The following is a 22,936-nucleotide window of genomic DNA, read 5'->3' on the forward strand; positions in this document are numbered from 1 at the left end:
TTCAGAGGGGCGGGGACGTCAAGACGCCATAAGTCACCGGTGAAAGAGGACCTTCGCCACAGGGCCCGTCCGGGTCCACAATGTGTCCATGGACCACGCGACCCCCCCGACCCCCCTTGAACAGGCGCTGCACGCCGCACGCGCCCTCGTACTCGCCGATCTCGTCGCGGGCGAGGTCGCCGAGGCCGATGTCGTCTCCCTCGTCGAGGACGCGGTCACCCACCGCCGTTGGTGGGTGGAGGAGTGGCCGGAGGGCGTCGACTACCTCGCCGGACTCGTCGCCCAGGACGTGAAGGACGCACTGCTGGAGAAGTACGGACGCTGGCCGCTGTGCCCGGTCTGCGGCCACGGCGAGCCGCACGCACTGGACGTGGAGCCCGAGCTCGGACCGGACCCGATGTGGGTGTGCTCGGAGGCCGGCGTACGGGTGGCGCCGGTGGGCGGCCTCGCACCGGTGCTCGGCGGCCTCGGCTCCGGGAGCGGCTCCGGCTCCGCCTTCGGGCACGGCGAATGAGCCGCCGGTGACGGTGTACATCGACCCGCCCGACTGGCCGGGTCACGGCCGCCTGTGGTCGCACCTGGTCAGCGACGCCTCGTTCGAAGAGCTGCACGCCTTCGCGGCATCGATCGGCTGCCCCCCGAAGGCCTTCGAACGCGACCACTACGACGTCCCGGAGCACCGGTACGCGGACGCGGTGGGCGCGGGCGCGGTGGAGATCGGCAGCAAGGAACTGGTCCGCAGACTGACGGCGGCCGGGCTGCGACGGCCCAAGGGGCGGCCGGCGTAGGCGCCGGCCGTCGCGCCCGTGCCGTCAGTGGCGCTGGCTGGCCTTGCTCTGCCGCCGAGCGGCGGCCCTGAGCGTCCTGTGGCGCCTCGGGGGCCTCAGACCTTCTCGGTCGCGTCCGATCGGGACGGGGTCGAGCCGGCCACCACGCGGGTCGGGCGGGCCGCGCTGGAGCCCGTACGGCGGTCCAGGCGCAGGGCTGCGAGGCCCAGGGCTATGGCGGTGACGGTCATCGCGGCGCCTGCCCAGGCGGTGGCGGAGTAGCCGTAGCCGGCGTCGATGACGGTGCCGCCGAGCCAGGGGCCGCCGGTGTTGCCGAGGTTGAAGGCGGCCGTGGTGGTCGCGCCGGCCAGGGTCGGGGCGGCGCCCGCGACGTTGAACATGCGGGCGTTGAGCGCCGGGGCGGTGAAGAACGCCGAGAAGCCGATCAGGAACGAGAGGGCGATCGCGGCCGCCGCCGTGGAGGCCAGCAGGGCCAGCGCCGCCAGGAAGACCGTGGAGGCGGTGATGCCCCACAGCATCACCCCGAACAGGTGCGCGTCGGCGATCCGCCCGCCCACCGTGGTGCCCACCAGCGCGCCCAGGCCGAAGAGGCCCAGGATCCAGGGGACCCACGCCGAGTCGAGCCCGGCCACGTCCGTGAGCAGCGGGGACAGGTAGCTGAAGGCGCAGAAGACGCCACCCGCGGCCAGCGCCGTGACGCCGATGGACAGCCACACCTGGCGGTCGCGGTAGATGCGCAGCTCGCGTGCGAGCGTGGGCTTCTCGGCGGGCAGCGGGATCTTCGGGATCAGCGCGAGGATGCCGACGAGCGCGACGGCGGAGGCCGCGCCGACCGCCCAGAACGCGGAGCGCCAGCCCAGGTGCTCACCGAGGAACGCGCCGGCGGGGACGCCGAGGACGTTGGCGATGGACAGCCCGCCGATCATGACGGCCATGGCCCGGGCCCGCTGGTGCTGCTCGACCATGGCGATGGCCACGGCGGCGCCCACCGCCCAGAAGCCGGCGCAGGCGAGCGCGGAGACGATGCGGGAGGCGAAGAGCAGCTCGTACGAGGGGGCCAGCGCGCCCGCGACCTGGCCGAGGCCGAAGAGGCTGATCAGCGACAGCAGCGTGGTGCGCCGCGGCAGCCGCAGCGTGGCGACGGCGAGCAGGGGCGCTCCGACGACCATGCCGATCGCGAAGGCGGATATGAGCAGGCCCGCCTGGGGGATGGTGACGCCCATGTCCTCGGCGATGGGTGGCAGCAGCCCGGAGAGCATGAACTCGCTGGTACCGAGTGCGAAGACGGAGAGGCCGAGGATGTAGACGGCGACGGGCATGCGGGTGCGTTCGGCGGCTGCGGGCATGAACTACCTCAACCACGGCGAACGGGATCACATTCCCGGCTCCTCGGAGGGCTCGCCGAGCTCCGCCAGCTCCGCGGCCAGGTTCGCGCGGGCCGGGGCCTCCCAGTGCGCGGCCCCGTGGGCGGTGCGGAAGAGGCGGGGCAGCGCCAGCAGCTGGCGCAGTACGGCGGCCCGGCCGGCGCGGAAGGCCTCGTCGGGGACGAAGCCGTACTCGGCGCGCACGGCTGCCGCGTAGGCGGCGTACTCCTGCGCGGTGCCCGCCAGGACGCCCAGGTCGGCGTCGCAGAGCAGCTCGCCGTTGGCGTCGCCGGGGGCGGGGTCGTGGGTGATCGTGAGCCGGACGAGGCGGGCCACCTCGGCGGTGCGGGCGTCGTCGATGCCGAGCTCGGGCAGGGCGCGCTCGGCGAGGGTGGCGCTGCGCTCCTCGTTCTCGGAGCGGTCGGGCCGGTAGACGGCGTCGTGGAACCAGGCGGCGAGGTCTACGGCCGGGCGGTCCGTTCCGTCCTCGTCCCCTGCCGCCGCGAGTACGTCGACGCGTGCGAGTACGTCGGCCAGGTGCGCGGTGGTGTGGTACCTGCGCTGCGGCTCCGCCCAGGCGGTGAGGAGGCGGTCGGCATAGGGGGCGGGGTCGACGCCGGGGGCGGCTCCGGCGGCGGAGGCGGTGGCGTGCCAGCGGGCGCGGAGGTCCTGCTCGCGGTGCGTGTCGGAAGTCATGGCGGATGTCATGCGCACATTGTGGTGGTGGCGTGATTGTGCTGGTGGAGGGTGGGCGGAGGCCCGTACCCTGGATATTGGACTAGACCTATTTTGCAATGCGGGACGAAGGATGGGATTACATGAGCAACCGTGCGCTCCTGGAGGTGATCGCCCTCGACGTGGAGGACGCGGTCGCGGCCCAGGCCGGTGGGGCGGACCGACTCGAACTGGTCACCGACATGGCCGCCGACGGGCTCACCCCGCCGCGCGAGACCTTCGCGGCGATCCGGGCGGCGGTCGACATCCGGCTGCGCGTGATGCTCCGGAAGGCCGACGGCTTCTCGGCGGGCTCCGCGCAGGACGTGGAACGCCTGGTGGAGGAGGCGCGTGCGCTGCGCGCGGAGGGGGCCGAGGAGTTCGTCCTGGGCTTCCTGAACCCCGACGGCAGCCCCGACCTGACCTCCGTCGAGGCGGTCGTGGCGGAGCTCGGCGGCTGCGGGTGGACCTTCCACCGCGCGATCGACCGGGCGGCGGACCGCGACCAGCTCCGCAAGGCGGCCGGTGACCTGCCCGGGCTCGACACCTACCTGACCGCGGGCGCGGCGGGCGGGGTCGACGAGGGCCTGCCGGTGCTGCTGGCGGAGGCGGCGAAGGCGGGCACCCCGGGCTACGAGCCGCGCATCCTCGTGGGCGGCGGCCTCGCCCTCTCCCACCTCCCGGTGCTCCGTGAAGCGGGCATCGACGCCTTCCACATCGGCAGCGCGTCCCGCCCTTCCGGGTGGGACCGGCCGGTGTCGGCGGCGGCCGTCGCGGAATGGCGCTCCGCCCTGTCCTGACCGGACGGGTGAGGGGGCGGCTCTGCGGGGCGAAGTCCCCTACCCGCCCTTCCACCGTTCCCCGGGCTCTGCCCGGACCCGGTCCTCAAACGCCGGACGGGCTGAGAATGCCGCTGCGCGGCATCTTCCAGCCTCGCCGGCGCTTGAGGCGCGGGGTCTGGGGCGGAGCCCCGGGGAACGGGCGAAGGGCGGGTAGGGGACAGCCCCGCAGGGCTACGCCAGAGCAGCCGGCAGCGGGGCCGCGTGGAGGACGGTGAGGCCCGAGACGGCTCGGGTGAGGCAGACGTACAGGCGGCGCAGGCCGGTCCGCTCGTCTGGCTCGCCCGCCACCACCTCGGCCGGCTCGTGCAGCACGACGTAGTCGTACTCCAGACCCTTCGCGAGCGAAGCCGGTACGAGGGTCAGGCGCGACTCGGCAGTCGTCTCCTCGCCGGGGGACAGGTACGGCAGGCCCGCCGCCAGCAGCGCCTCCCCGAGCTCCGGGATCCACGCGTCCGCCGCGATCAGCCCGATCGACCCCTCGTGCACCAGCGAGGCCCGGCAGGCCTCGATCACCGCCGCCGGAAGGGCGCAAGAGGAGTCGACCGGGGAGACGATCAGCGAGCCCGGGGTCTCACGGACCGAGGAGACCGGTGACAGGCCCGGCGAGATCGCCGGCAGCAGCCGCGAGGCGTAGGCGATCACCTCGCGCGGCACGCGGAAGCCCGCCGTCAGTTCCTCCAGCACCGCGCCCGGCTTGCCCAGATGCCCCAGCGCCTCGTCCCAGCTGCGCGTCGCCCACGGGGTCGTACCCTGCGCGAGGTCGCCGAGGACCGTCGCCGAGCCGGTCGTGCAGCGCCGGCCGACCGCCCGGTACTGCATCGGGGACAGGTCCTGCGCCTCGTCGATGACGACGTGGCCGAGCGAGTGCGTGCGCTCCACCAGGTCCGTCGCCTCGTCGATGAGGACCAGGTCCGCCGCCGACCACTTCACCGACTTCACGCTGCGCGCCGGCTTGGCCCACAGCAGCAGTTCCTGCTCCCGCTCCGACAGGATCCCCTCCGCGTGCTCCGCGAGGAACCCCGCGTCCGAGAGCAGCCGCAGCACCAGCTTGGCCGGCTCCACCAGCGGCCACACGGCCTTGACCACGGCCTTCACGGCGGGATTGCGCGCCACCGCGTCCTGGACCCGGTCGTCGGGCGCCTCGCCCGCCTGCTCCATGCGTACGAGGACCGCGTGCGCGATCCGCTGCGGGAGGGCGTCGCGGGCGGCTCCGTAGCGGATGTCGCGGTTCTGGAGCTCGGCGACGATCTCGGCGATCTCGTACGCGGGCACCCGCCAGCGGCGCGATCCGCGGACCACCATCAGCGGTTCGACCGGCTCCGAGACGTGCGAGTGGACCGCGCGGCGCAGGACATCCGCCATCCGGGCATCGCCCTTGACCACGGCGGTTTCGGCGGCGTCCGCGCCGCGTACCTCCAGGTCCGCGCGGGCGACCAGGTCGTCGACCGTGGCCTGCTTCACCTCCAGCTCGCCGAGGGCGGGCAGGACCTGCTCGATGTAGTGCAGGAAGGAACGGTTCGGCCCGATGACCAGGGTGCCGGTACGGGCGAGGCGGTCGCGGTGCGCGTAGAGGAGGTACGCGACACGGTGCAGGCCGACGGCCGTCTTGCCGGTGCCGGGACCGCCCTGCACGCAGACGGATCCCGACAGGCCGGAACGCACGATCTCGTCCTGCTCCGGCTGGATCGTCGCCACGATGTCGCGCATGGGGCCGACGCGCGGGCGCTCGATCTCCTGCTGGAGCAGCTTGCTGACGGCCGCCGCCTCGGCGGGGTCGGAGAGGTGCTCGTCCTCGTACGCGGTCAGCTCGCCGCCCGTGTAACCGAAGCGGCGGCGCAGCCCGATGTCCTGGGGGTCGTTCTTCGAGGCCCGGTAGAAGGGCTGGGAGACCGGCGCGCGCCAGTCGATCACCATGGGGTCGCCGCCGGCGTCGTGGACGTGGCGGCGGCCGATGTAGAACTGCTCGCCCTCCGCGCCCTCGGCGAGCTCCGCGCCGGGCGAGTGCAGGTAGTTGAGGCGGCCGAAGAAGAGCGGGGTGTGGGCGAGGTCGGCGAGGGCCTTGATCCGGTCGTCGATCTGGGCCTGGAGGACGATCGCGTTGACCCAGTTCGCGGTGACGTCACGGATGTCGAGGTTCTCGACGTCCTCGCGCATCGCGCGGAGCGCCGAGCGGGAGGCGGCGAGGTGGGCCCGCTCGCGGCCCAGGGGGTCGGTGGCGGCAGCGTCGGCGTAAGGGGCGGAGTCGGGGTCGGCGTCGGGGTCGGTGACGTGGGCGTGCGCGGGCACGGAACTGCCTCCATCTGCTGAGGACCTGCGTGATGCGGGCGGACGGGCCCGCCGGTTTCCGAGCGGCGGGCGGCGCTCCCGGTGGCGCGGCGGGAGGCGGCAAGAGCGGAGATTGTAGCCATCGCGAGGGCGCCGCGCGAATGGATTACGGGGGGCCGAAAGTCCTTCTGGGCCGTGACCCCGTACGGGGGTTGTTCGGTCCGTGTCCTCCTTCGGACAGAGCCCGTAGGGGGAGGCATGGGCCGGGAGGAGGATGCCGGGGACCTGGAGGTTCAGCCCTCAGGGCGATGTGACAAGCCGGTCGAAAACCGACCATGGATACATGAGCACCGCAACCTACACCCCGGTCCAGGGTCGCCGCCCTCGCGGCGCCACCGCCACTTCCGACTCCCGCCCCCGCCACAGCGTCGGCAGCGTCCTGCGCGCGGCCAAGGTCTTCGCGGCCACCGCCGTGAGCGTGGTCGTCCTCGGTGAATACTCCGAGGACGCGGGCGTCATACGCCACTGAGGCCCGGCGCCGAGCCGGTGCCGCGGGCCGAGCCACACGCCCCGCGCCGCCTCGCCGATCGGACCTCCACGGGCCGGCCGGACACCTCCGCGCGGGTCTCGGGGCGTTGATCCACTAGGGTCGCGCCGTGACCCGGAGTTCCGAGCCCAGCCGCTCTCCGTCGCCCCGCGCCGGTGTGCTGCTCACGGGCCTGCTGCTCGTGCTCGGCGTGCTCTGCGTCGCCCTGCGCATCCCGGTGGCCGATGCCCTCGCCCCCGGCCTCTCCGCCGCCGAGTGGAGCCCGCCCGCCGCGTATCCGCCCTTCGCGGCCATCCTCTTCGCCCCGGCCGCCTGGCTGCCGACCGGCGTACTGAAGGCCGTCCTGGTGGGGGGCAGCGCCGCACTGTTCGCCCTGCTGATCCTGCTGTCGTGCCGGGCGGCGGGACTACGGGCCCGGCCGGGACCCGTGCTGGCCGCCACCGTCGCCGGACTGTGGCTGGAGCCGCTGTTCCAGACCCCGCTGTCCGGCCAGATCGCCCTGGCCCTGGCCTGCCCCGTCCTGTGGGACCTGCACCGGCCGCGCGGCGCCCTCGGCAAGGGCTTCGCGCTGGGCACGGCCGCCGGGATCACCCTGACCCCGGCGCTGCTGATCCCGTACCTCCTGCTGACCGGCCAGGTCAGGGCCGGGCTGACCGCGCTGGCCGCCTTCGCGGGCAGCGGCCTGCTCGGGCAGCTGGTCCTCCCGGGGGCCTCCGCCGAGTTCTGGTCCCGGCACCCGCCCGCGGGCGGCCGCTCGCTCCTGCTCGACTGGCCCCACCTGTGGGTCTGGACCGTCCCCCTGCTCACGGCCCTGCTCGCCGCCGTCCTGCGCCGCCGCTCACCCCTCGGCCGGCGGGATGTCCGCGCCGCCGAAGACCCGCAGCACCACGAGCAGCGGCAGCCGCCCGCGCGACACCACGTACCGGGCCACCGCGTCCGTCAGCGTTCGTCCTCCCGGTCCGTCAGCCGTCGGCCAGCAGCTCGTCGGCGTCCATGATCCGGTAGGCGTAGCCCTGTTCGGCCAGGAAGCGCTGGCGGTGCGCCGCGAAGTCCTGGTCGATCGTGTCGCGCGCGACGACCGAGTAGAAGCGCGCCTCGTGGCCGTCCGCCTTCGGGCGCAGGACGCGGCCCAGGCGCTGGGCCTCCTCCTGGCGGGAGCCGAAGGTGCCGGACACCTGGATGGCGACCGTGGCCTCGGGCAGGTCGATGGAGAAGTTCGCGACCTTCGAGACGACCAGCACGCTGATCTCGCCCTCGCGGAAGGCGTTGAAGAGCTTCTCGCGCTGCGCGTTGGACGTCTCGCCCTTGATGACGGGCGCGTCGAGGTGCTCGCCGAGTTCGTCGAGCTGGTCGATGTACTGCCCGATGACCAGCGTCTGCTCGCCCGCGTGCTTGCGCACCAGCGCTTCGGTGACCTTCCGCTTGGTGGCGGTGGTCGCGCAGAAGCGGTACTTCTCCTCCGTCTCGGCGGTCGCGTAGGCGAGCCGCTCCGACTCGGTGAGGTTCACCCGGACCTCGACGCAGTCGGCGGGCGCGATGTAGCCCTGCGCCTCGATCTCCTTCCACGGGGCGTCGAACCGCTTCGGTCCGATCAGCGAGAACACGTCCGACTCCCGGCCGTCCTCGCGCACCAGCGTCGCCGTCAGTCCGAGCCGCCGCCGCGCCTGCAGGTCCGCGGTGAACTTGAACACCGGAGCCGGCAGCAGGTGCACCTCGTCGTAGAGGATCAGGCCCCAGTCCCGGGAGTCGAAGAGCTCCAGGTGCGGGTAGATGCCCTTCCGCTTCGTCGTCAGGACCTGGTACGTGGCGATCGTGACGGGCCGGATCTCCTTGCGCGTACCGGAGTACTCGCCGATCTCCTCCTCCGTCAGCGAGGTCCGCTTGATCAGCTCGCTCTTCCACTGGCGGGCGGAGACGGTGTTCGTGACCAGGATCAGCGTGGTCGCCTTGGCCTTCGCCATCGCGCCGGCGCCGACCAGCGTCTTGCCGGCGCCGCAGGGCAGTACGACCACGCCGGAGCCGCCGTGCCAGAAGCCCTCGACGGCCTGCTGCTGGTAGGGGCGCAGCGCCCAGCCGGTCTCGTCCAGCTCGATCGGGTGCGCTTCGCCGTCCACGTACCCGGCGAGGTCCTCGGCCGGCCAGCCCAGCTTGAGCAGGGTCTGCTTGATCTGCCCGCGCTCGGAGGGGTGCACGGCCACGGTGTCGGCGTCAAGGCGCGCGCCGACCAGCGGGGCGACCCGCTTCGACCGCAGGATCTCCTCCAGCACCGGCCGGTCGGTGCTGGTGAGGACCAGCCCGTGGACGGGGTGCTTGGAGAGGGTGAGCCGGCCGTAGCGGGCCATGGTCTCGGCGACGTCGACGAGCAGCGCGTGCGGGACGGGGTAGCGGGAGAACTCCACGAGCGCGTCCACGACCTGCTCGGCGTCGTGCCCGGCGGCCCGCGCGTTCCACAGCCCGAGCGGCGTGATCCGGTACGTGTGGATGTGCTCGGGGGCACGCTCCAGCTCGGCGAAGGGCGCGATGGCGCGCCGCGCGGCCGCGGAGAGCTCGTGGTCGATCTCTAGGAGGAGCGTTTTGTCGCTCTGGACGATGAGGGGCCCGTTCACGCGCGTGTCCCTTTCCTGCGGGGGAGGGCCACCCGGACGCGGGTGGCCAAACCTCCAGTCTGCCGCATCGCTCAGCGGGTGGGGTGGTTCTGGGCCGTAGGGAGCCCCGCCGGCCGGTGCGGCGCGGGGTCAGGCTCCGCCGGAGGCGAAGGCGAGGATGGCGGGGGCGGCCTCGCGGAGCGTCGGGAAGTGGCGATGGGCGCCCGGGGGTGGAGTGGGGGCGTTGACGGACCAGACCGTCATGCCCGCCCGGAGGCCCGACTGGATGCCCGAGGGGGCGTCCTCGATGACCAGGCAGTCCGCCGGGTCCGCGCCGAGGCGCTCGGCGCCCAGCAGGTAGGGGACCGGAGAGGGCTTGCCCTCCGTCACGCAGGCGGCGTCCACGAGGACCTCGGGCACGGGCAGGCCGGTGCGGTCGAAGCGGCCGCGCACCCGGTGCCCGTAGTTGGAGGTGACCAGGCCCCAGCTCCCCGGGGGCAGGGCGGACAGCAGCCCGGCCGCGCCGCCGAAGGCGGCGTAGGTGCCGGAGCGGACGTCCTCGTCCTCCAGCTCGTGCAGCGCGGCCAGGCACGCGTGCGGGTCCCGGTCCGGGGCGACGGCCGCGAAGGTTTCCATCGGGCGGGTCCGCAGGGCCACGGCGTACACCGCGTCCGGGTCCAGTCCGTGGCGGGCGGCCCAGGCCGCCCAGACCCGGCGCTGGTTGGCGACGGCGTCGACGAGGGTGCCGTCGACGTCGAACAGGACGTACCGGGCGGGAGCGGTGGCCGAGGCGGCCGAGGTGGTCACCGGCGGATCATGCCAGGCCGCGCAGGAGCAGCTTCAGGCCGCCCTCGAACTCCCGGTCCGGGGTGACCGATCGGGCGTCACGGGCGGTGGCCGACATGTACGGGAACTCCTGCGGGGGGAGACCGGCGATGGCGGTGGTTCCGGGTCCGGCCAGCGGCCCGAGGTGTTCCAGCTGCGTGGCGCCGATCACGTACGAGATCAGGGCGCGCAGCGCGATGACCCGCTCCTCCGCCTCGATGCCGGCCTCCGTGAGGACTCCGAGCACCGTTTCCGACCAGCGCAGCCCGCTGGGCGAGCGGTGCCGGTGCGTCAGGGAGAGCGGCAGCGTTTCCGGGTGGGCGCTCATGGTGTCGCGCAGGCGGTGGGCCAGGACCGTGATCCGGCCCTGCCAGGGGCCCGGGGGCGGCGGGGTGGTGTCGACGCCGCTGAGGACGAGTTCGACGACGAGCGCTTCGAGTTCCTCGCGGCCCGGGACGTAGCGGTACAGGGCCATGGGGCTGATGCCGAGCTCGGTGGCGACGGCGCGCATGGAGAGGCCGGGGAGCCCGTCGCGGTCGATGACGGCGAGTGCGGCGGCGGCCAGTTGGTCCGGGGTGTGTGAGCGGGGGCGCGGCATGACGGTTGACAGCGTACGGCATACGCCTACGCTGGAGGGGTAGGCGTACTGCATACGCCTACGCCTGTCGAGGGAGGGTTTCCCATGCTCAAAACCGGTTCCGTGGTACCCGTACGCCAGCTCACGCCCGTCGCAGGAGGGGCCCCGGAGGGCGGGGCTTCCGAGGCGGGGGCTTCCGAGGCGGGGGCCTACGGGGGAGGGTCCGTCTCCGTGCCCGACCCCGAGCGCCTCGTCCACCTGCAGTTCCGGCGCTTCGCCGGCTGCCCCGTCTGCCACCTCCACCTGCGCTCCGTCGTCCGGCGGCACGCGGAGATCGAGGCCGCCGGGATCCGCGAGGTCGTGCTCTTCCACTCCACGGCGGAGGAACTGCGCCCGCACATCGCCGACTTCCCCTTCGCCGTGATCGCCGATCCGCAGCAGCGGCTGTACCGGGAGTTCGGCGTCGAATCCTCCCCGCGCTCCCTGCTGGACCCCCGCGCCTGGGGGCCGGTGCTGTGGGCGATCGCCCGCTCGGCCGCCGCGGTGGCGCGGGGCCGGGAGCGGCTTCCCGCCCGGAGCCAGCCGAATGGACGGCTCGGGCTGCCCGCCGACCTGCTGATCGGGCCGGACGGCCGGGTGCTGGCCGCCAAGTACGGCGAGCACGTCTACGACCAGTGGTCCGTCGACGAGTTGCTCCGGCTGGCGGCGGCCCGATATCCCGTGGGCGCCGGGGAGGGGGCTGCGTAGGGTCGGCGCATGACTACGGAGCAGCAGGGATTCGTACCGCCGGCCGAGGTGTTCGAGGTGCCCGTCCGGCTCGTCGGGGAGGGGTTCCGGCTGGAGCCCCTCGGGCCCGAGCACAACGAGGGCGACCTCGCCGCCTGGAGCGGGAGCATCGATCACGTGCGCGCGACGCCCGGCTTCCTGGGGGACTGGCCTCCGGAGGAGGGCATGAGCGCGGAGGCGAACCTCGCCGACCTGGTGCGCCACGCACGCGACTTCGCCGAACGGCGGGGGTTCACGTACAGCGTGCTGGACGGCGAGCGGGACGGGGAGGGGGAGGTCATCGGCTGCCTCTACATCTACCCCGGGAAGGCGGACCCGGAGCGCGTGCACGTGACTTCCTGGGTGCGCGGGGACCGGGCCGCGTACGACAAGGCGGTGTACGGGACCGTCACGCGCTGGCTCGCCGAGGCCTGGCCCTTCCCGGCGGACCGGATCGACTACGCGCCCAGGTGATCGCCCGGTCGCCCCGATCGCCCCGGTCACCCCGGTCACCCCGGTCCACCGATCCCCCGATCGTCAGTCGTCGCAGGTGTGGAAGGTGCAGAAGCGGACCGCGCTCACGCCCGGGATTCGGGAGATCTCCGCTTTGAGCGCCTCCCGGCCCCCTTCCTCGGGGAAGTGCTTGGGCATGCCCACGTGGAGCTTGAGCTCCCCGGCGTACTCGCCCACCTCCACCTGGGTCGCCCCGAACGGCCGCAACCGTTCCTTGTAGCCGTCCACCTCCTGGCTGCGGTCCCGGTCGTTCTCGCCATCCAGCTTCGCGGAGAAGTACGGGGGCGGCTCGTTCGCCTCCGAATCGTGGGCCGACGGGAAGAAGAGGGGGAGGGCGATCAGGGCGAAGGATGCGGCGGCCATCAGGGGCGCCGCCACTGAGAACCTGGTGCCCGGGCGGTTCTGGGGGTCCACGAAGGCCGCGATCAGCAGCAGCACGGCGGCCGGGAGGAAGAAGAACATGCCGATGAGGGCGCCGATCACCGACCAGGCGATCAGGCCCGACCCGATGAGGAGGCAGGTCCGCGCGAACGCCTTCGGGCCCCCGCGCATCAGGAGCGGCGCGGCGGTCACGATCGCGGTGGTGAAGAAGAACCCGCCCAGGAGCTGGGACATGGCGATCCCCAGGACCGCCGCGGCTCCCGCCGCCGCGACCCCCGCCACGCCCCAGGCCCACTGCTGGCCGGACACCTTCTGGGATTCCTCCATGACGCCCCCTCGGTCTTGAACGTGTTCAACTGAACATGTTCAAGATAGTGCACGCGAGGGGTGCGGGGGAGCGGCACGGGCGATCGGACGGTGCTCGGCCGCGGCCGTTGCCGAGGGCGCGGAGGACCGCGCCCGCGGCCGTTGCCGTTGCCGAGGGCGCCGAGGGCGCCGAGGACCGCGCCTCCTATGCGCCCAAGTGCTCCAGCGGTCCGGCCGGATAGGGGGACTCCAGCGGGAGAAGGGCCCGCGCCGCCTCCGGTTCGCCGGAGCGGAGCAGGCCGTGGACCTCCCGCGCCAGCGGGGTGACATCGCGGATGGAGACCGTCCACTCGTCGGCGTAGGCGCGTGACATCGGTCCTGACAGGCCGAGTTGGAGCGAGCGGTACGGCAACGGGTTCAGGTGCAGGTCCCGCTCCGGGTCCCACTGCACGCGGGCGGGGGCCGTGCGCAGGGCCCGGGTCCAGGCCTCGCGGTCGACGTGTACGCCGGGGACGTAGTGCGACAGGCAGGCCCCGCTCAGTGCCCGGTCGAAGCCCGCGCGGGTGATCTCGACGGCCAGGACCGTCTCCTGGTCGGACTTGGTGGCCCAGCCGCAGCGGTACATCATCCACAGGAACGAGGGCTTGACCCAGGTCATCCGCTCCCGCTTCCAGTCGGGCGGGAAACGGCCGTCCCGGGCGGCCGGCACCCCGATCCGCGGGTGGTACGCCTGGTACACGGTGAGGGTGTCGGCGGTGTGTGCGGCGCGGATCTGATGGCGGGGGACGTGGGTGGTGTGAGTGGCGGGGCCGGTGGGGGTTGCGTCGGACATGGCTCCAGGGTGCGGGCCCATGACCCGCCGGGGCCAGGGGATTTCCTCCGGGCGCCCCCGGGGTCCGGCTCCGGGCCGTCCTTTCCCTCCCCCGACTAGACCTGGTCCTCCGCCAGTTCCGCGACCCCCGTGATCCGGTGCAGCGCGAAGGTCCGTACCTCGTCCGCCGTGTGGTCGTAGCCGGTGACGAAGCCGCCCTCCACCCGCACCGGGGCGATGACCCGCTGGCTCGCCGCGCCGTCGGCGTTGACGTAGCCGATCCACACCGCCGACCCGGTGAGCGCCGCCGCCTGCACGGTCGCCAGGGTCTCCGCCGCGCTCGTGCGCGGGAGTTCGCCCGGAGCGCCGGAGCCGCCCGCCGCGGACCCGGACGGACCCGCCGGCTCCTTGCGGACCGCCGTCGCCGCCAGGTCGCCCGCACGGATCGCCCGTACGGCAGCCCCCAGCAGCGTTCTGTCCGGGACCGGCGGCCCGTCGGGGACCGGTACGGGCAGGGCGCGGGCCGGGGTGCGGTGGGCGTCGGCGCGGGAGACCAGGACGTCTCCCGTACGGGATTCCGCGGCCGGGGCGTACCCCATGGCCCGCAGCCCGTCGAGCAGCGCCGTGGGTTCGGCCTGCGCGGCCAGTACGGTCGGCGCGAGGCGGCGCAGCCCGAGGCCGGCGGACCGCTTGTCGGCGAGGATCTCGTTCAGCATGCCGTCGTCGTCGCAGCGCACGTACGAGGAGGCCGCGCCGACCCGGAGGTGTCCGTGCCGCCGGGCCACGTCGTCGATGAGGTACGACAGCGGCTGCGGCACCGGGGTCCGGCTGTGCTCGGTGAGGAAGGACTGCAGGTCCACGGCGGTGTGGCCGGCGTCCAGGGCGCGGCGCACCGACCCGGGCGTGAACCGGTACACGGTGGCCCCGCCCTTGGACTCCACCTCCGCCAGCACGGCCAGCACCTCGGCGAGCGCCCGCCGCAGCGGACCCGGGGCCACCGCCGTCAGGTCGGCCTGGAGCAGTACGTGGTCCACGGGCTCGGGCAGCAGCGGCGCGAGCAGCGGCGCCGGGTCGCGCCCCTCCATCAGGGCCCGGCCGGGCGCGGCGAGCGCGCCCCGGCCGGTGACTCCGAGGACCTCCGCCTCGGTCAGGGTCCAGCGGGCGAGGCGGGCGCGCAGTTCGCTCGTACCGCGCACCGGCCGCTCCCACGCGAGGCGGGCGAGGAGCACCGCCGGGTCCGGGGAGCCGCCCTCGGGGAGCTCGGCGAGCAGGCTCAGGATGCGGCGGCGCACCTCGGGGGCGGCGGAGCGGTCCAGTTCCGCGCCGAGCACCGACAGGGTGCGGCCCTTCGCGTCCTGCTCTCCGACCAGGCCCGGGGTCCGGGTGGCGGTCAGCCAGGCGGCGGCCAGCGCCGACCAGCGCTCGGCGGGCGGGAGTTCGAGCCAGACGTCGAAGGCGGGGGTCGGGGCGTACCGCTCGTCGGCCTCGCCGTCGCTGGCCAGCAGGCCGGCCGCGTAGGACAGCTCGATCCAGAACGCCGCCGACGGCTCGTCGGTGTCCAGGGTGGCCGCCGCCCGCTTCAGGTCGCGTACGGAGAGCCCGCCCGCCCGGAGCACCGGCGGACCGGTGTGCTCCCAGGACTTCACCAGCTCCTCGACCGTCGACAGCGCCGCCAGTGCCTGGCCGGCCGCGTTCGCGTCCACAAGCTGTGGACGGTGCTCGCGGTGCGCGGGAACGGCCGGGGCCAGTGGCTCCGTCGCCCGGTGCGCGAGCCCGCCGCGCAGGTGCAGCGCCACCTCGCGCGGCAGCAGCACCGTGCGCGCCGTGGCCGGCAGCAGCAGTCCGCGGGCGCGCAGCCAGCGCACCGGCGGCGTCGGATGGGGCGTCACTTCCCCGTAGGGCGGGCCCCAGACGAGCCGGCCCAGCACCTGGTGGGCCTCCGCCGGAGCCTCGTCGAGCAGCGCCGACATCCGCTCCGGGTCGGTGAACAGGGCCGTCAGCGCGGTCACCGCCGACACCGGGTCGTGCGTCGCGGGCAGCCCGACGGCCGCCACGATCTCCTGGATCCGGGTCGGCGACATGCCGGCCGTGGCCTCGGCGACGGTGGGGCCGAGGCCGGTGGGGGAGGGCCGCGTCGCGGAGGGGGCGAGCAGTTCGCGGGCGGTGCGGACCAGGCGCAGCCGCTCGTCGTCGCCCCATACGAGGGCCTGCTCGCGCAGGGTCGCCAGGGCCCGGGGGAGTTCGGCGCGGGCCCCGTTGTCGGCGCCGGAGGTGGTGCCGGTGTCACCGCTGAGCAGGGACTCCAGTACCGCGTACGGGCAGGGCTCCGGGCCCACCGCGAGGGCCTCGGCGGTCTGCAGGGCGAACCGGTCCAGGCGGTCCAGCGCGCGCACCACCGAAGCCCGCGTCCCGGCGCGCGTGGCGAGCTGCGTCACGTCCCCGGGAACCGGGCTCAGCAGGTCCGGCCGGGCACGCAACAGGGCGCCGAGCCCGTCGTCGTCGCGGGCGCGCAGCGCTTCGGCGAGGGAGCGCGGAGCGCTTCCCGGGGTGCTCGGGTCAGGCACGGTCGTCGCCTCCTGGTCGCGTCGGCCGGTCAGTCGGCCGGTCCCCATCCGGCCAACGGTATCCGCTGCGCCCCCGGCCGCTCCACGGGCGCACGCGCTACCTTCGCTTCAGGTGGCACGGGAGGAGCCGGGGCGTGGGGATCGAGAGCGACCATCTGGTCTACGAATATCTGAGCCAGGTCGGGGACTTGGCGCAGCGCAGGCACCTGTCGTCGGGGGACCGGATGCGGCTGGTGGCGGGGCTGCGGGACGAGATCGACCGGCGGCGGGCCAAGTACGAACCGGAGACGCCGGCGGCGGTGCGGCGCATTCTCGAGCGGATCGGTACGCCGGAGGAGGTTCTGGACACGCTGCCGGCGGCGGCGGATGTCTCTCCTCCCTCTGCTCCCTCCGCTCCTTCGGTGCCGGTGCAGAGGGGGGTCGCGGCGCCGCATCTCGCGGGGGTCGACGAAGCGGGTGCGGGCGAGACGCTGGAGCCCGACTGGTGGACGGTCGGGCCCGGATCCTCGGTGGAGGGCTTTGCGGGCGGGATCGAGATCCCGGAGCTGCTGAAGGGACCGGGTGCGGGGGCCGGCGCGCAGTCGCAGTCGCAGTCGCAGCCGCAGGCTCCGGCGGAGGCTGCTCCGGAGGGTCCGCCGACCCTCATGGGCTACCTGCGCGAGCGGCGGCGCCGGGCGAAGGCGGAAGCCGCGGCGGCCGCTGCGGCTCCGGTGGCCGCGGCGGTCGCGGCGGCCGCGGTGAAGCGGAAGCCGTACGCCTTCCTGATGCTCGCGGGGGTGGCCCTGATCGCGGGGGCCGTCTCCGGCTACTGGCTGCTGCTCGCCGCGGGCTGGCTGCTCGCGTATGCCTCGCGGGTGCTGGGTCCTGCGGAGCGGAAGTGGGTGGTCTTCGGGCTGCCCGGGGTGGTTTTCGCGGGGGCGGTGGTGTGGTTGTGGGGTCGCCTGAACGGGCGGTGGGGGGCTCCGCTGGCCGACGAGGCCCTGAGCGGTACCTTCCAGAACCTGCTGCCCTGGCTGGCGCGGGCCGCGGCGGTCTCCTCGGCGGCCTACCTCTTCTGGCGCTCCCGCCGCCGCTGACCCCCTCCGGGGGCGGTCGTCTGGTGCGGACGCCGGCGGGGCTGGGGGTGGCCTGGGTGCGGGCTGGCTGCGGGTGGGGTCGGTGCCGGGGGCGGGGTGGGGTGTCGGCCTGGACTGCATGATTTAGGCGCCCCCTCCTGAACTCCGACAGGGCGCGGGCTCTACCTGCGCCACAAATCACGCTCTACGTCCAGGCCGACACCCCACCCCGCCCCCGTCCCCGACCCGGGCGCGTCCAGTCGCGCCGGTGGTGGGTCTCTTGAGCGCCAGGGTTCGGCTTTTCAGCCGCCGGGGTTTGGCTTTTCAGCCGTTCGGCGTTTGAGGACCGGGGTCTGGGGCGGAGCCCCAGGGGTCCGGGCGCAGCCCGGGGCATCCTCAGCCCCGCCGGCGTTTGAGGCGCGGGTCCGGGCTGGCCCGGGGAACGGTGGAAGGGCGGGGAGGGGACTTCGCCCCGCAGGGCCGAGTGCAGCCCGGTCGGGCCGCGCGCCGGGACGGCGATGGCACCGCCGGACCGCGCGGGAGCGGGGCTGACATGTCGCCACATTTCACTGCCTGGTAAGGCGGGGCTAAGTCTGCGTTCCCGTCCGCAGTGCCCGGCTCGGCACAATGGGAGGCATGAGCTCCGAGACGCAGCTGACCGTCGGGTTCGACCTCGACATGACCCTCATCGACTCCCGGCCGGGCATCAAGGCGGCCTTCGAGGCGCTTTCGGCCGAGACGGGTACCTTCATCGACACCGCGCAGACCGTGTCCCGCCTCGGTCCGCCGCTGGAGCAGGAGCTCGCGTACTGGTTCCCGGAGGCCGAGATCCCCGCCGTGGCCGACCGCTACCGGGAGATCTACCCCACACACGCCATCGGGCCGACCCCGGCGATGCCCGGCGCCCGCGAGGCGGTCGAAGCGGTCCGGGCCCTCGGCGGCCGCACGATCGTCGTCACCGCCAAGCACGAGCCCAACGCCCGCCTGCACCTGGACCACCTGGGCATCAAGCCCGACGCGGTCATCGGCTGGCTGTGGGCGGAGGCCAAGGCGGTCGCCCTGCGCGAGTACGCGGCCCAGGTCTACGTCGGCGATCACGTCGGCGACGTACGGGGCGCCCGCGCCGCCGGCGCCCTGTCGGTGACGGTCCCGACCGGCCCGTGCCCGGAGCCGGAACTGCGGGCGGCGGGCGCGGACGTGGTCCTGACGGACCTCACGGAGCTGCCGGCCTGGCTCGCGGAGTACGAGCGGACGCGCACCGCGTAGCGCGAGGCCCCTCCCGTACTACGCCTGCGAGGCGCGGGCCGCCGTGCGCTGCGCGGCGGCCGAGCGCAGTACGCCCGCCGCCGAGATCGCGAAGCCGACGCCCATGAGCATGCACACGGCCCACGCGTACGACGGGAACGGGTCCATGTCGAGGAAGAGCGGGGCCATCGTGGCGAGCGTGGCCACGGCGCCGACGATGAAGACGATGCCGCCGGCCTTGACGAGCGCGTCGCCGGGGCGGGCGTCGTCGGCGCCCTGCTCGGGCTGAGGGGTCTCGGGCTGAGGAGTAACAGTCACCCGACCAGGGTAGTTCCCTGGCCGGAGCGGTCACCCGCGAAGGACCGGGGAACGTCTTGTCACCCGGAGAGGGGCAACTAGCCTGAGAGGTGCGGGTCAGAGGCCCGCTTCCCAGCCCACGAACGCAAGGACAGAGGACGGACGTGCCTACCGGCAAGGTCAAGTGGTTCAACAGTGAGAAGGGCTTCGGCTTCCTCTCCCGCGACGACGGCGGCGACGTCTTCGTCCACTCGTCGGTGCTCCCCGACGGGCTGGACGCGCTCAAGCCCGGCCAGCGCGTCGAGTTCGGTGTTGTCGCGGGGCAGCGCGGTGACCAGGCACTTTCCGTGATCGTCCTGGATCCGGCACCCTCCGTCGCGGCCGCGCAGCGGCGCAAGCCGGACGAGCTCGCCTCCATCGTGCAGGACCTCACGACCGTGCTGGAGAACGTCACGCAGCAGCTGGAGCGGGGTCGTTACCCCGACAAGGCGCAGGGCGGGAAGATCGCCGGCATGCTGCGCGCGGTGGCCGACCAGCTCGACGTCTGAGCCTTGCGAAGGGCCGTGCCCCGCAGCTCGCGAGAGCCGCGGGGCACCGTCATGTCCTACGGGAAGGCCAGCGCGTCGGCTGCGATGGCCGGAACCAGACCCTCCGCGGCCGCCCGGGTCAGCAGCCCGCGCACGGCCGCGTAGCCGGCTTCGCCGAGGTCGGCGGTGAACTCGTTGACGTACAGACCGATGTGCTGGTCGGCGACGGCCGGGTCCAGCTCCTGCGCGTGCGCCCGTACGTAGGGCCGGGACGCCTCCGGGTCGGCCCAGGCCATCCGGACCGACGTACGGGCCGACTCGGCGAGCGCGCGCAGCGCGTCCGCGCCCAGGGAGCGCTTGGCGATGATCGCGCCGAGCGGGATCGGCAGGCCGGTCGTGGACTCCCAGTGCTCGCCCATGTCGGCCAGGCAGTGCAGCCCGTAGTCCCGGTAGGTGAACCGGGCCTCGTGGATGACCAGTCCGGCGTCCACGCGGCCGTCGCGCACGGCGGGCATGATCTCGTGGAAGGGGAGGACGACCACCTTGCCGACGCCCTCGGGTAGCACGTCGGCGGCCCACAGGCGGAACAGCAGGTAGGCGGTGGAGCGCTCGCTCGGGACCGCGACCGTCTTGCCGGTCAGGTCCAGGCCCGGCTCCCGCGTGAGGACCAGCGGTCCGCAGCCGCGGCCCAGCGCGCCGCCGCAGGGGAGGAGCGCGTACTCCTCCAGGACCCACGGCAGGACGGCGTAGGAGACCTTCAGCACGTCGAGCTCGCCGCGCTCGGCCATGCCGTTGGTGAGGTCGATGTCGGCGAAGGTGACGTCGAGGGCGGGCGCGCCGGGGACCCGGCCGTGGGCCCAGGCGTCGAAGACGAAGGTGTCGTTCGGGCAGGGCGAGTACGCGATCCGTACGGGCGCTGCGGCAGCTGTTCCGGTCATGAAGGTCCTCCCCAGGAAGCGAGTACGGGGCCCAGGGCGCGGAAGCCGTCGGCCAGCGCCGTCAGCGCCTCGCCGATCCGCCAGGCGTCGCGGTCCCGGGGGCCCACGGCGTTGGAGACGGCACGGACCTCCAGCACGGGCAGCCCGTGGGCGGCGGCGGCCTCGGCGACCCCGAAGCCCTCCATGGCCTCGGCCCCGGCGAGCGGGTGCCGGGCGGCGAGGGCGGTCGTACGGGCGGCCGTGCCGGTGACGGTGGAGACGGTCAGTACGGGCGCGAGCAGCGCCCCGGTCGCCTCGGCGGCGCGCGCGGCGAGCTCTGCGGGAGGCAGGTGCACGCTGCGGCCGAAGCCGAGTTCCGTGACGGTGAGGAACCCCTGCGGGGTGTCGGCGCCCAGGTCGGCGGCGACGATCGCGTCGGCGACCACGAGGGAGCCGATCGGGGCGGCGGGCGCGAACCCGCCGCCGATGCCGGCGGAGACGACGAGGCCGTAGCCGGGGGCCGACGCGAGCGCCAGGGCGGTCGCCGTGCCGGCGGCCGCGGCGGCCGGGCCGACTCCGGCGACCAGCACGTCGAAGGCTCCCCGGCGGTGGATGAGGTAACCGCCGGGGAGGGTGCGCGGCGGTTCGCCACCGGGGGCGTGGTCCGGGCTGTGCTCGTCGACGGGGACGTGGTCCGGATGAGGGACCGGACCGGACAGGCCTCGGACGACGGAGTCGGCCTCCGCCGTCACCGCGGTCACGATGAGCGCGCGCATGGTGGGTGCGTGACTACTTGAGCTTGAGGGTGAAGGCCCAGACGGCGAGGGGCTTGCCGTCCTCGGAGACCTGGACGATGTTGAGCTTCTTGGAGGCCGGGGGCTCGCCGCCCTGGCCGCCGGTGGCGAAGATGTCGGCGCCCGGGAAGCTGTCGTAGGTGTTGGAGGTCGGCTCGGTGATCTGCTGTCCGTCCAGGACCAGCTGCCACTTCTTGCCGTCCTCGACGACGTCCGGCTCGACACCGAGGCGCAGCGTGTCGCCGCGGCCGTAGTCGATGGTCTTTGCGTGCTTGAGGTCCGTGAAGCACTCCTGGACCTTCTCGCCCGTGAGTTCCTTGGCGTCGCTGCAGGCGGCTTCGGTGGACACCGACGAGGTGCCGACCGTCACGGTCGCCAGCGGCGTCGGCTTGTCACAGGCGGAGAGGAGGAGGAGGCCGGCGGAAACGGCTCCGAGGGCCGCGACGCTGCGGCGGGCCCTACCCGAGAAAAGCGGTGCGGTCATGAGCCGAAGGCTATCGGGCCCGTACGCTGCGCTGCTGCACGGGGTCCTACGGTGCGGCGCGCTGCGCGAGGTTCCCGGGGTGCGGCGCCGCTGCGCACAGCGCCCCCGGCTGCGCCGGGCCTTCCGGGGCGCCGCCCCGGACCCCGCTCCTCAAACGCCGGAGGGGCTGGATTTTCCGACCCCCGGCGTTCGCGTGCAGGCCGGGGCCGGCCGAACCTACGGCCCCGCAGGGCATCGGTTACGCCACCCGCGGTCGCGAGGACGTGTGCTGCTGGTGCCGCGGGGACGTGAGGAAGCCGCGCAGGGCCATCGCCGCGCCCAGGGCCACCACCGTCGCGGCGACGCACATGCCGAGGACGCCGTTCAGGGGGAGGGCGATGCCGATCGAGCCGCCCAGCACCCAGGCCACCTGGAGCAGGGTCTCCGAGCGGGCGAAGGCCGACGTACGGACGGCCTCGGGCACGTCGCGCTGGATCATCGCGTCCAGCGAGAGCTTCGCGAGGGCCTGGCAGAAGCCGGCGGTCGCGCCCAGGACGGCCATGAACACCCCGCTGAAGAAGACCGCCGCGAGGACGGCCACCGCCAGGGTCAGGGACAGCACGGCGGCGATGATCGCCTCGGGCGCGCGGGCCCGGAGCCAGGCCCCGACGGCGGTCCCGCAGGCGTTGCCGACGCCCGCCGAGACGCCGACGATGCCCAGCGACACCGCCGCGCTCTGCCCGGCGAGCGGGTGCTCGCGCAGCAGGAACGCCAGGAAGAAGATGAGGAACCCGGACAGCCCGCGCATCGACGCGTTCGCCAGCAGCCCGCACAGCACCGGCCGGCTGACCGTGCGCAGCCCCGGCCGCTTCGAGTGCGCCTCGTGGGTGGAGAGCCGGGCCCGGCGTTCGCCCTTGGCCTCGTCGACCTTGTGCGGCAGGGTGAATGCCGCGAAGGTGCCCCAGATGAAGATCGCGCACGCCCCGTAGAGCGGCCACGGCGGGCCGATCGTGTGCAGGGCGGCGCCCACGGGCGCGGCGGCGCCGGTGGCCAGCAGGCCGGCCAGGGTCACCCGGGAGTTCGCCTTGACCAGCGAGAACCCGGGTGGGAGGAGTCGGGGGACCACGGCGCTGCGCACCACCCCGTAGGCCTTGGAGGCGACGAGCACGCCGAGGGCGGCCGGGTACAGCTCCAGGCCGCCGGTGGCCACCGCGCCCGACATCATCACGGCCAGCAGGGCCCGGGTGAGCATCGCGCCGGCCATCGCGGCCCGCCGCCCGTGCGGCAGCCGGTCCAGCAGGGGGCCGATCACCGGGGCCAGCAGGGTGAAGGGGGCCATCGTGATGGCGAGGTACAGGGCCACTCGGCCGCGCGCCTCGTCCGTGGGAACGGAGAAGAAGACGGTGGAGGCGAGCGCGACTGTGATCATCACATCACCCGCGCCGTTGATGGCGTGCAGCTCGATCAGTTTGCCGAGGCCCGATTCGCCCGCCCCGTGGGCGTGCGTGGCCCGCCGGATCCCGCGCGCCGTACCGGTGAAGGGCAGGTGCAGGGCACGCCCGACGGCCCGGCCGGCCCGCCTGGCCGGTCCCGAGCCGTCATCGGACGACCGTACGGGTGCCACGTGGCCCATACTGCCCCACTCGGCCTCCCGGGACCCTTCCCGGCGCGTCGCGGGGACCCGGCCGGTCCCCGGGTTGGCCTCGGGTGTCCGCGAATCGGACCTTGCATGTGGGACGAAGGCGCCGGAGGAGGTAGCGTGCGTAGCGCGCCACCGGCGGTTGCTCCTGG

At 74.0% G+C, this 22,936-nt stretch carries 24 protein-coding genes; 10 read left to right on the plus strand and 14 right to left on the minus strand.

All coding sequences use genetic code 11. The annotated features are described in order from the left end of the window. Positions 1–88 precede the first annotated feature (88 nt). Both OG276_RS20305 and OG276_RS20310 read left to right on the plus strand, forming a co-directional pair. Complete coding sequence (locus OG276_RS20305) at positions 89–514, plus strand: hypothetical protein (RefSeq protein ID WP_266907467.1); 426 nt, start codon at positions 89–91, stop codon at positions 512–514. A gap of 7 nt (positions 515–521) precedes the next feature. Beyond that, a complete protein-coding gene (locus tag OG276_RS20310) occupies positions 522–788 on the plus strand; it encodes a DUF4031 domain-containing protein (RefSeq protein WP_266907469.1) in 267 nt (88 codons plus the stop codon). A gap of 95 nt (positions 789–883) precedes the next feature. On the opposite strand, the gene OG276_RS20315 is transcribed toward OG276_RS20310, so the two are convergent. After that, a complete protein-coding gene (locus tag OG276_RS20315; protein WP_266912957.1) occupies positions 884–2,107 on the minus strand; it encodes a Cmx/CmrA family chloramphenicol efflux MFS transporter in 1,224 nt (407 codons plus the stop codon). 54 nt (positions 2,108–2,161) lie between these two features. After that, positions 2,162–2,860 carry a hypothetical protein gene (locus tag OG276_RS20320; RefSeq protein WP_266907471.1) on the minus strand — a complete coding sequence of 233 codons (699 nt, stop codon included), beginning with the start codon at positions 2,858–2,860 and terminating at the stop codon, positions 2,162–2,164. Positions 2,861–2,970: 110 nt separating this feature from the next. On the opposite strand from OG276_RS20320, the gene OG276_RS20325 reads away from it, so the two are divergent. Then, positions 2,971–3,666, plus strand: a complete 696-nt coding sequence (locus OG276_RS20325) for a copper homeostasis protein CutC (protein ID WP_266907473.1) — start codon at positions 2,971–2,973, stop codon at positions 3,664–3,666. Between the two features lie 213 nt (positions 3,667–3,879). Here OG276_RS20325 and OG276_RS20330 read toward each other — a convergent pair whose 3' ends face one another. Then, a complete protein-coding gene (locus OG276_RS20330) occupies positions 3,880–5,862 on the minus strand; it encodes an AAA family ATPase (protein ID WP_266912959.1) in 1,983 nt (660 codons plus the stop codon). A 454-nt stretch (positions 5,863–6,316) separates the two neighbouring features. On the opposite strand from OG276_RS20330, the gene OG276_RS20335 reads away from it, so the two are divergent. Then, on the plus strand, positions 6,317–6,502 hold the full coding sequence (locus OG276_RS20335; protein ID WP_243339576.1) for a hypothetical protein: 186 nt from the start codon (positions 6,317–6,319) through the stop codon (positions 6,500–6,502). Between the two features lie 127 nt (positions 6,503–6,629). Further along, the gene (locus OG276_RS20340) at positions 6,630–7,517 is read left to right on the plus strand and encodes a glycosyltransferase family 87 protein (RefSeq protein WP_266907476.1); all 888 of its coding nucleotides are present in this window, start codon (positions 6,630–6,632) and stop codon (positions 7,515–7,517) included. Here the strand turns inward: OG276_RS20340 and OG276_RS20345 are convergent. From OG276_RS20345 to OG276_RS20355, 3 genes are all read right to left on the minus strand, one after another. Beyond that, positions 7,483–9,126, minus strand: a complete 1,644-nt coding sequence (locus OG276_RS20345; RefSeq protein ID WP_266907478.1) for a DNA repair helicase XPB — start codon at positions 9,124–9,126, stop codon at positions 7,483–7,485. The genes OG276_RS20340 and OG276_RS20345 overlap by 35 nt on opposite strands. Positions 9,127–9,255: 129 nt before the next feature. Further along, positions 9,256–9,912: an HAD family phosphatase gene (locus tag OG276_RS20350; RefSeq protein WP_266907480.1), complete on the minus strand. Its 657-nt coding sequence runs from the start codon at positions 9,910–9,912 to the stop codon at positions 9,256–9,258. A 7-nt stretch (positions 9,913–9,919) separates the two neighbouring features. Further along, positions 9,920–10,528, minus strand: coding sequence for a TetR/AcrR family transcriptional regulator (locus OG276_RS20355; RefSeq protein ID WP_266907482.1), 609 nt, complete (start codon positions 10,526–10,528; stop codon positions 9,920–9,922). An 84-nt stretch (positions 10,529–10,612) separates the two neighbouring features. On the opposite strand from OG276_RS20355, the gene OG276_RS20360 reads away from it, so the two are divergent. Both OG276_RS20360 and OG276_RS20365 read left to right on the plus strand, forming a co-directional pair. After that, entirely contained in the window at positions 10,613–11,254 is a 642-nt protein-coding gene (locus OG276_RS20360) for a peroxiredoxin-like family protein (protein WP_266907484.1), read from the plus strand. Between the two features lie 9 nt (positions 11,255–11,263). Beyond that, positions 11,264–11,746: an N-acetyltransferase gene (locus OG276_RS20365; protein WP_266907486.1), complete on the plus strand. Its 483-nt coding sequence runs from the start codon at positions 11,264–11,266 to the stop codon at positions 11,744–11,746. Between the two features lie 63 nt (positions 11,747–11,809). Here OG276_RS20365 and OG276_RS20370 read toward each other — a convergent pair whose 3' ends face one another. The 3 genes from OG276_RS20370 to OG276_RS20380 form a co-directional block, all read right to left on the minus strand. Beyond that, positions 11,810–12,493, minus strand: a complete 684-nt coding sequence (locus OG276_RS20370; RefSeq protein ID WP_266907488.1) for a hypothetical protein — start codon at positions 12,491–12,493, stop codon at positions 11,810–11,812. A 184-nt stretch (positions 12,494–12,677) separates the two neighbouring features. Then, positions 12,678–13,304 carry a DUF4291 domain-containing protein gene (locus OG276_RS20375; protein ID WP_266907490.1) on the minus strand — a complete coding sequence of 209 codons (627 nt, stop codon included), beginning with the start codon at positions 13,302–13,304 and terminating at the stop codon, positions 12,678–12,680. A gap of 95 nt (positions 13,305–13,399) precedes the next feature. Beyond that, complete coding sequence (locus OG276_RS20380) at positions 13,400–15,895, minus strand: helicase C-terminal domain-containing protein (protein ID WP_266907492.1); 2,496 nt, start codon at positions 15,893–15,895, stop codon at positions 13,400–13,402. An 86-nt stretch (positions 15,896–15,981) separates the two neighbouring features. Here OG276_RS20380 and OG276_RS20385 point away from each other — a divergent pair, with 86 nt between their 5' ends. Continuing rightward, the gene (locus OG276_RS20385) at positions 15,982–16,923 is read left to right on the plus strand and encodes a hypothetical protein (protein WP_266907494.1); all 942 of its coding nucleotides are present in this window, start codon (positions 15,982–15,984) and stop codon (positions 16,921–16,923) included. 615 nt (positions 16,924–17,538) lie between these two features. Then, entirely contained in the window at positions 17,539–18,168 is a 630-nt protein-coding gene (locus tag OG276_RS20390; RefSeq protein ID WP_266907496.1) for an HAD family hydrolase, read from the plus strand. An 18-nt stretch (positions 18,169–18,186) separates the two neighbouring features. On the opposite strand, the gene OG276_RS20395 is transcribed toward OG276_RS20390, so the two are convergent. Continuing rightward, entirely contained in the window at positions 18,187–18,465 is a 279-nt protein-coding gene (locus OG276_RS20395) for a hypothetical protein (RefSeq protein ID WP_266907498.1), read from the minus strand. A gap of 143 nt (positions 18,466–18,608) precedes the next feature. Here OG276_RS20395 and OG276_RS40825 point away from each other — a divergent pair, with 143 nt between their 5' ends. Continuing rightward, entirely contained in the window at positions 18,609–18,992 is a 384-nt protein-coding gene (locus tag OG276_RS40825) for a cold-shock protein (RefSeq protein ID WP_323182349.1), read from the plus strand. 56 nt (positions 18,993–19,048) lie between these two features. Here OG276_RS40825 and OG276_RS20405 read toward each other — a convergent pair whose 3' ends face one another. From OG276_RS20405 to OG276_RS20420, 4 genes are all read right to left on the minus strand, one after another. After that, positions 19,049–19,909: a 1,4-dihydroxy-6-naphthoate synthase gene (locus OG276_RS20405; protein ID WP_266907500.1), complete on the minus strand. Its 861-nt coding sequence runs from the start codon at positions 19,907–19,909 to the stop codon at positions 19,049–19,051. Further along, positions 19,906–20,664 carry a futalosine hydrolase gene (locus OG276_RS20410; protein WP_266907502.1) on the minus strand — a complete coding sequence of 253 codons (759 nt, stop codon included), beginning with the start codon at positions 20,662–20,664 and terminating at the stop codon, positions 19,906–19,908. The genes OG276_RS20405 and OG276_RS20410 overlap by 4 nt, the downstream gene beginning before the upstream one ends. A gap of 13 nt (positions 20,665–20,677) precedes the next feature. Continuing rightward, positions 20,678–21,166 carry a DUF2771 domain-containing protein gene (locus tag OG276_RS20415; protein ID WP_266907504.1) on the minus strand — a complete coding sequence of 163 codons (489 nt, stop codon included), beginning with the start codon at positions 21,164–21,166 and terminating at the stop codon, positions 20,678–20,680. A 238-nt stretch (positions 21,167–21,404) separates the two neighbouring features. Continuing rightward, positions 21,405–22,778 (minus strand): MFS transporter, encoded by a 1,374-nt coding sequence (locus OG276_RS20420; RefSeq protein ID WP_266907506.1) that lies wholly within the window; start codon positions 22,776–22,778, stop codon positions 21,405–21,407. Positions 22,779–22,936: the final 158 nt, after the last annotated feature.

The sequence above is a fragment of the Streptomyces sp. NBC_00086 genome, assembly GCF_026343255.1.
In the GTDB taxonomy this organism is placed as follows: Bacteria; Actinomycetota; Actinomycetes; order Streptomycetales; family Streptomycetaceae; genus Streptomyces.

Bases quoted from the DNA above. Each gene is read 5' to 3' on its own strand.
- OG276_RS20380 (WP_266907492.1), bottom strand. From the start codon at position 15,895: ATGGGGACCGGCCGACTGACCGGCCGACGCGACCAGGAGGCGACGACC.
- OG276_RS20315 (WP_266912957.1), bottom strand. From the start codon at position 2,107: ATGCCCGTCGCCGTCTACATCCTCGGCCTCTCCGTCTTCGCACTCGGT.
- OG276_RS20330 (WP_266912959.1), bottom strand. From the start codon at position 5,862: ATGCGCGAGGACGTCGAGAACCTCGACATCCGTGACGTCACCGCGAAC.
- OG276_RS20410 (WP_266907502.1), bottom strand. From the start codon at position 20,664: ATGCGCGCGCTCATCGTGACCGCGGTGACGGCGGAGGCCGACTCCGTC.
- OG276_RS20390 (WP_266907496.1), top strand. From the start codon at position 17,539: ATGAGCTCCGAGACGCAGCTGACCGTCGGGTTCGACCTCGACATGACC.
- OG276_RS20365 (WP_266907486.1), top strand. From the start codon at position 11,264: ATGACTACGGAGCAGCAGGGATTCGTACCGCCGGCCGAGGTGTTCGAG.
- OG276_RS20415 (WP_266907504.1), bottom strand. From the start codon at position 21,166: ATGACCGCACCGCTTTTCTCGGGTAGGGCCCGCCGCAGCGTCGCGGCC.
- OG276_RS20375 (WP_266907490.1), bottom strand. From the start codon at position 13,304: ATGTCCGACGCAACCCCCACCGGCCCCGCCACTCACACCACCCACGTC.
- OG276_RS20405 (WP_266907500.1), bottom strand. From the start codon at position 19,909: ATGACCGGAACAGCTGCCGCAGCGCCCGTACGGATCGCGTACTCGCCC.
- OG276_RS20305 (WP_266907467.1), top strand. From the start codon at position 89: ATGGACCACGCGACCCCCCCGACCCCCCTTGAACAGGCGCTGCACGCC.
- OG276_RS20420 (WP_266907506.1), bottom strand. From the start codon at position 22,778: ATGGGCCACGTGGCACCCGTACGGTCGTCCGATGACGGCTCGGGACCG.
- OG276_RS20320 (WP_266907471.1), bottom strand. From the start codon at position 2,860: ATGACATCCGCCATGACTTCCGACACGCACCGCGAGCAGGACCTCCGC.
- OG276_RS20360 (WP_266907484.1), top strand. From the start codon at position 10,613: ATGCTCAAAACCGGTTCCGTGGTACCCGTACGCCAGCTCACGCCCGTC.
- OG276_RS20370 (WP_266907488.1), bottom strand. From the start codon at position 12,493: ATGGAGGAATCCCAGAAGGTGTCCGGCCAGCAGTGGGCCTGGGGCGTG.
- OG276_RS20355 (WP_266907482.1), bottom strand. From the start codon at position 10,528: ATGCCGCGCCCCCGCTCACACACCCCGGACCAACTGGCCGCCGCCGCA.
- OG276_RS20335 (WP_243339576.1), top strand. From the start codon at position 6,317: ATGAGCACCGCAACCTACACCCCGGTCCAGGGTCGCCGCCCTCGCGGC.
- OG276_RS20325 (WP_266907473.1), top strand. From the start codon at position 2,971: ATGAGCAACCGTGCGCTCCTGGAGGTGATCGCCCTCGACGTGGAGGAC.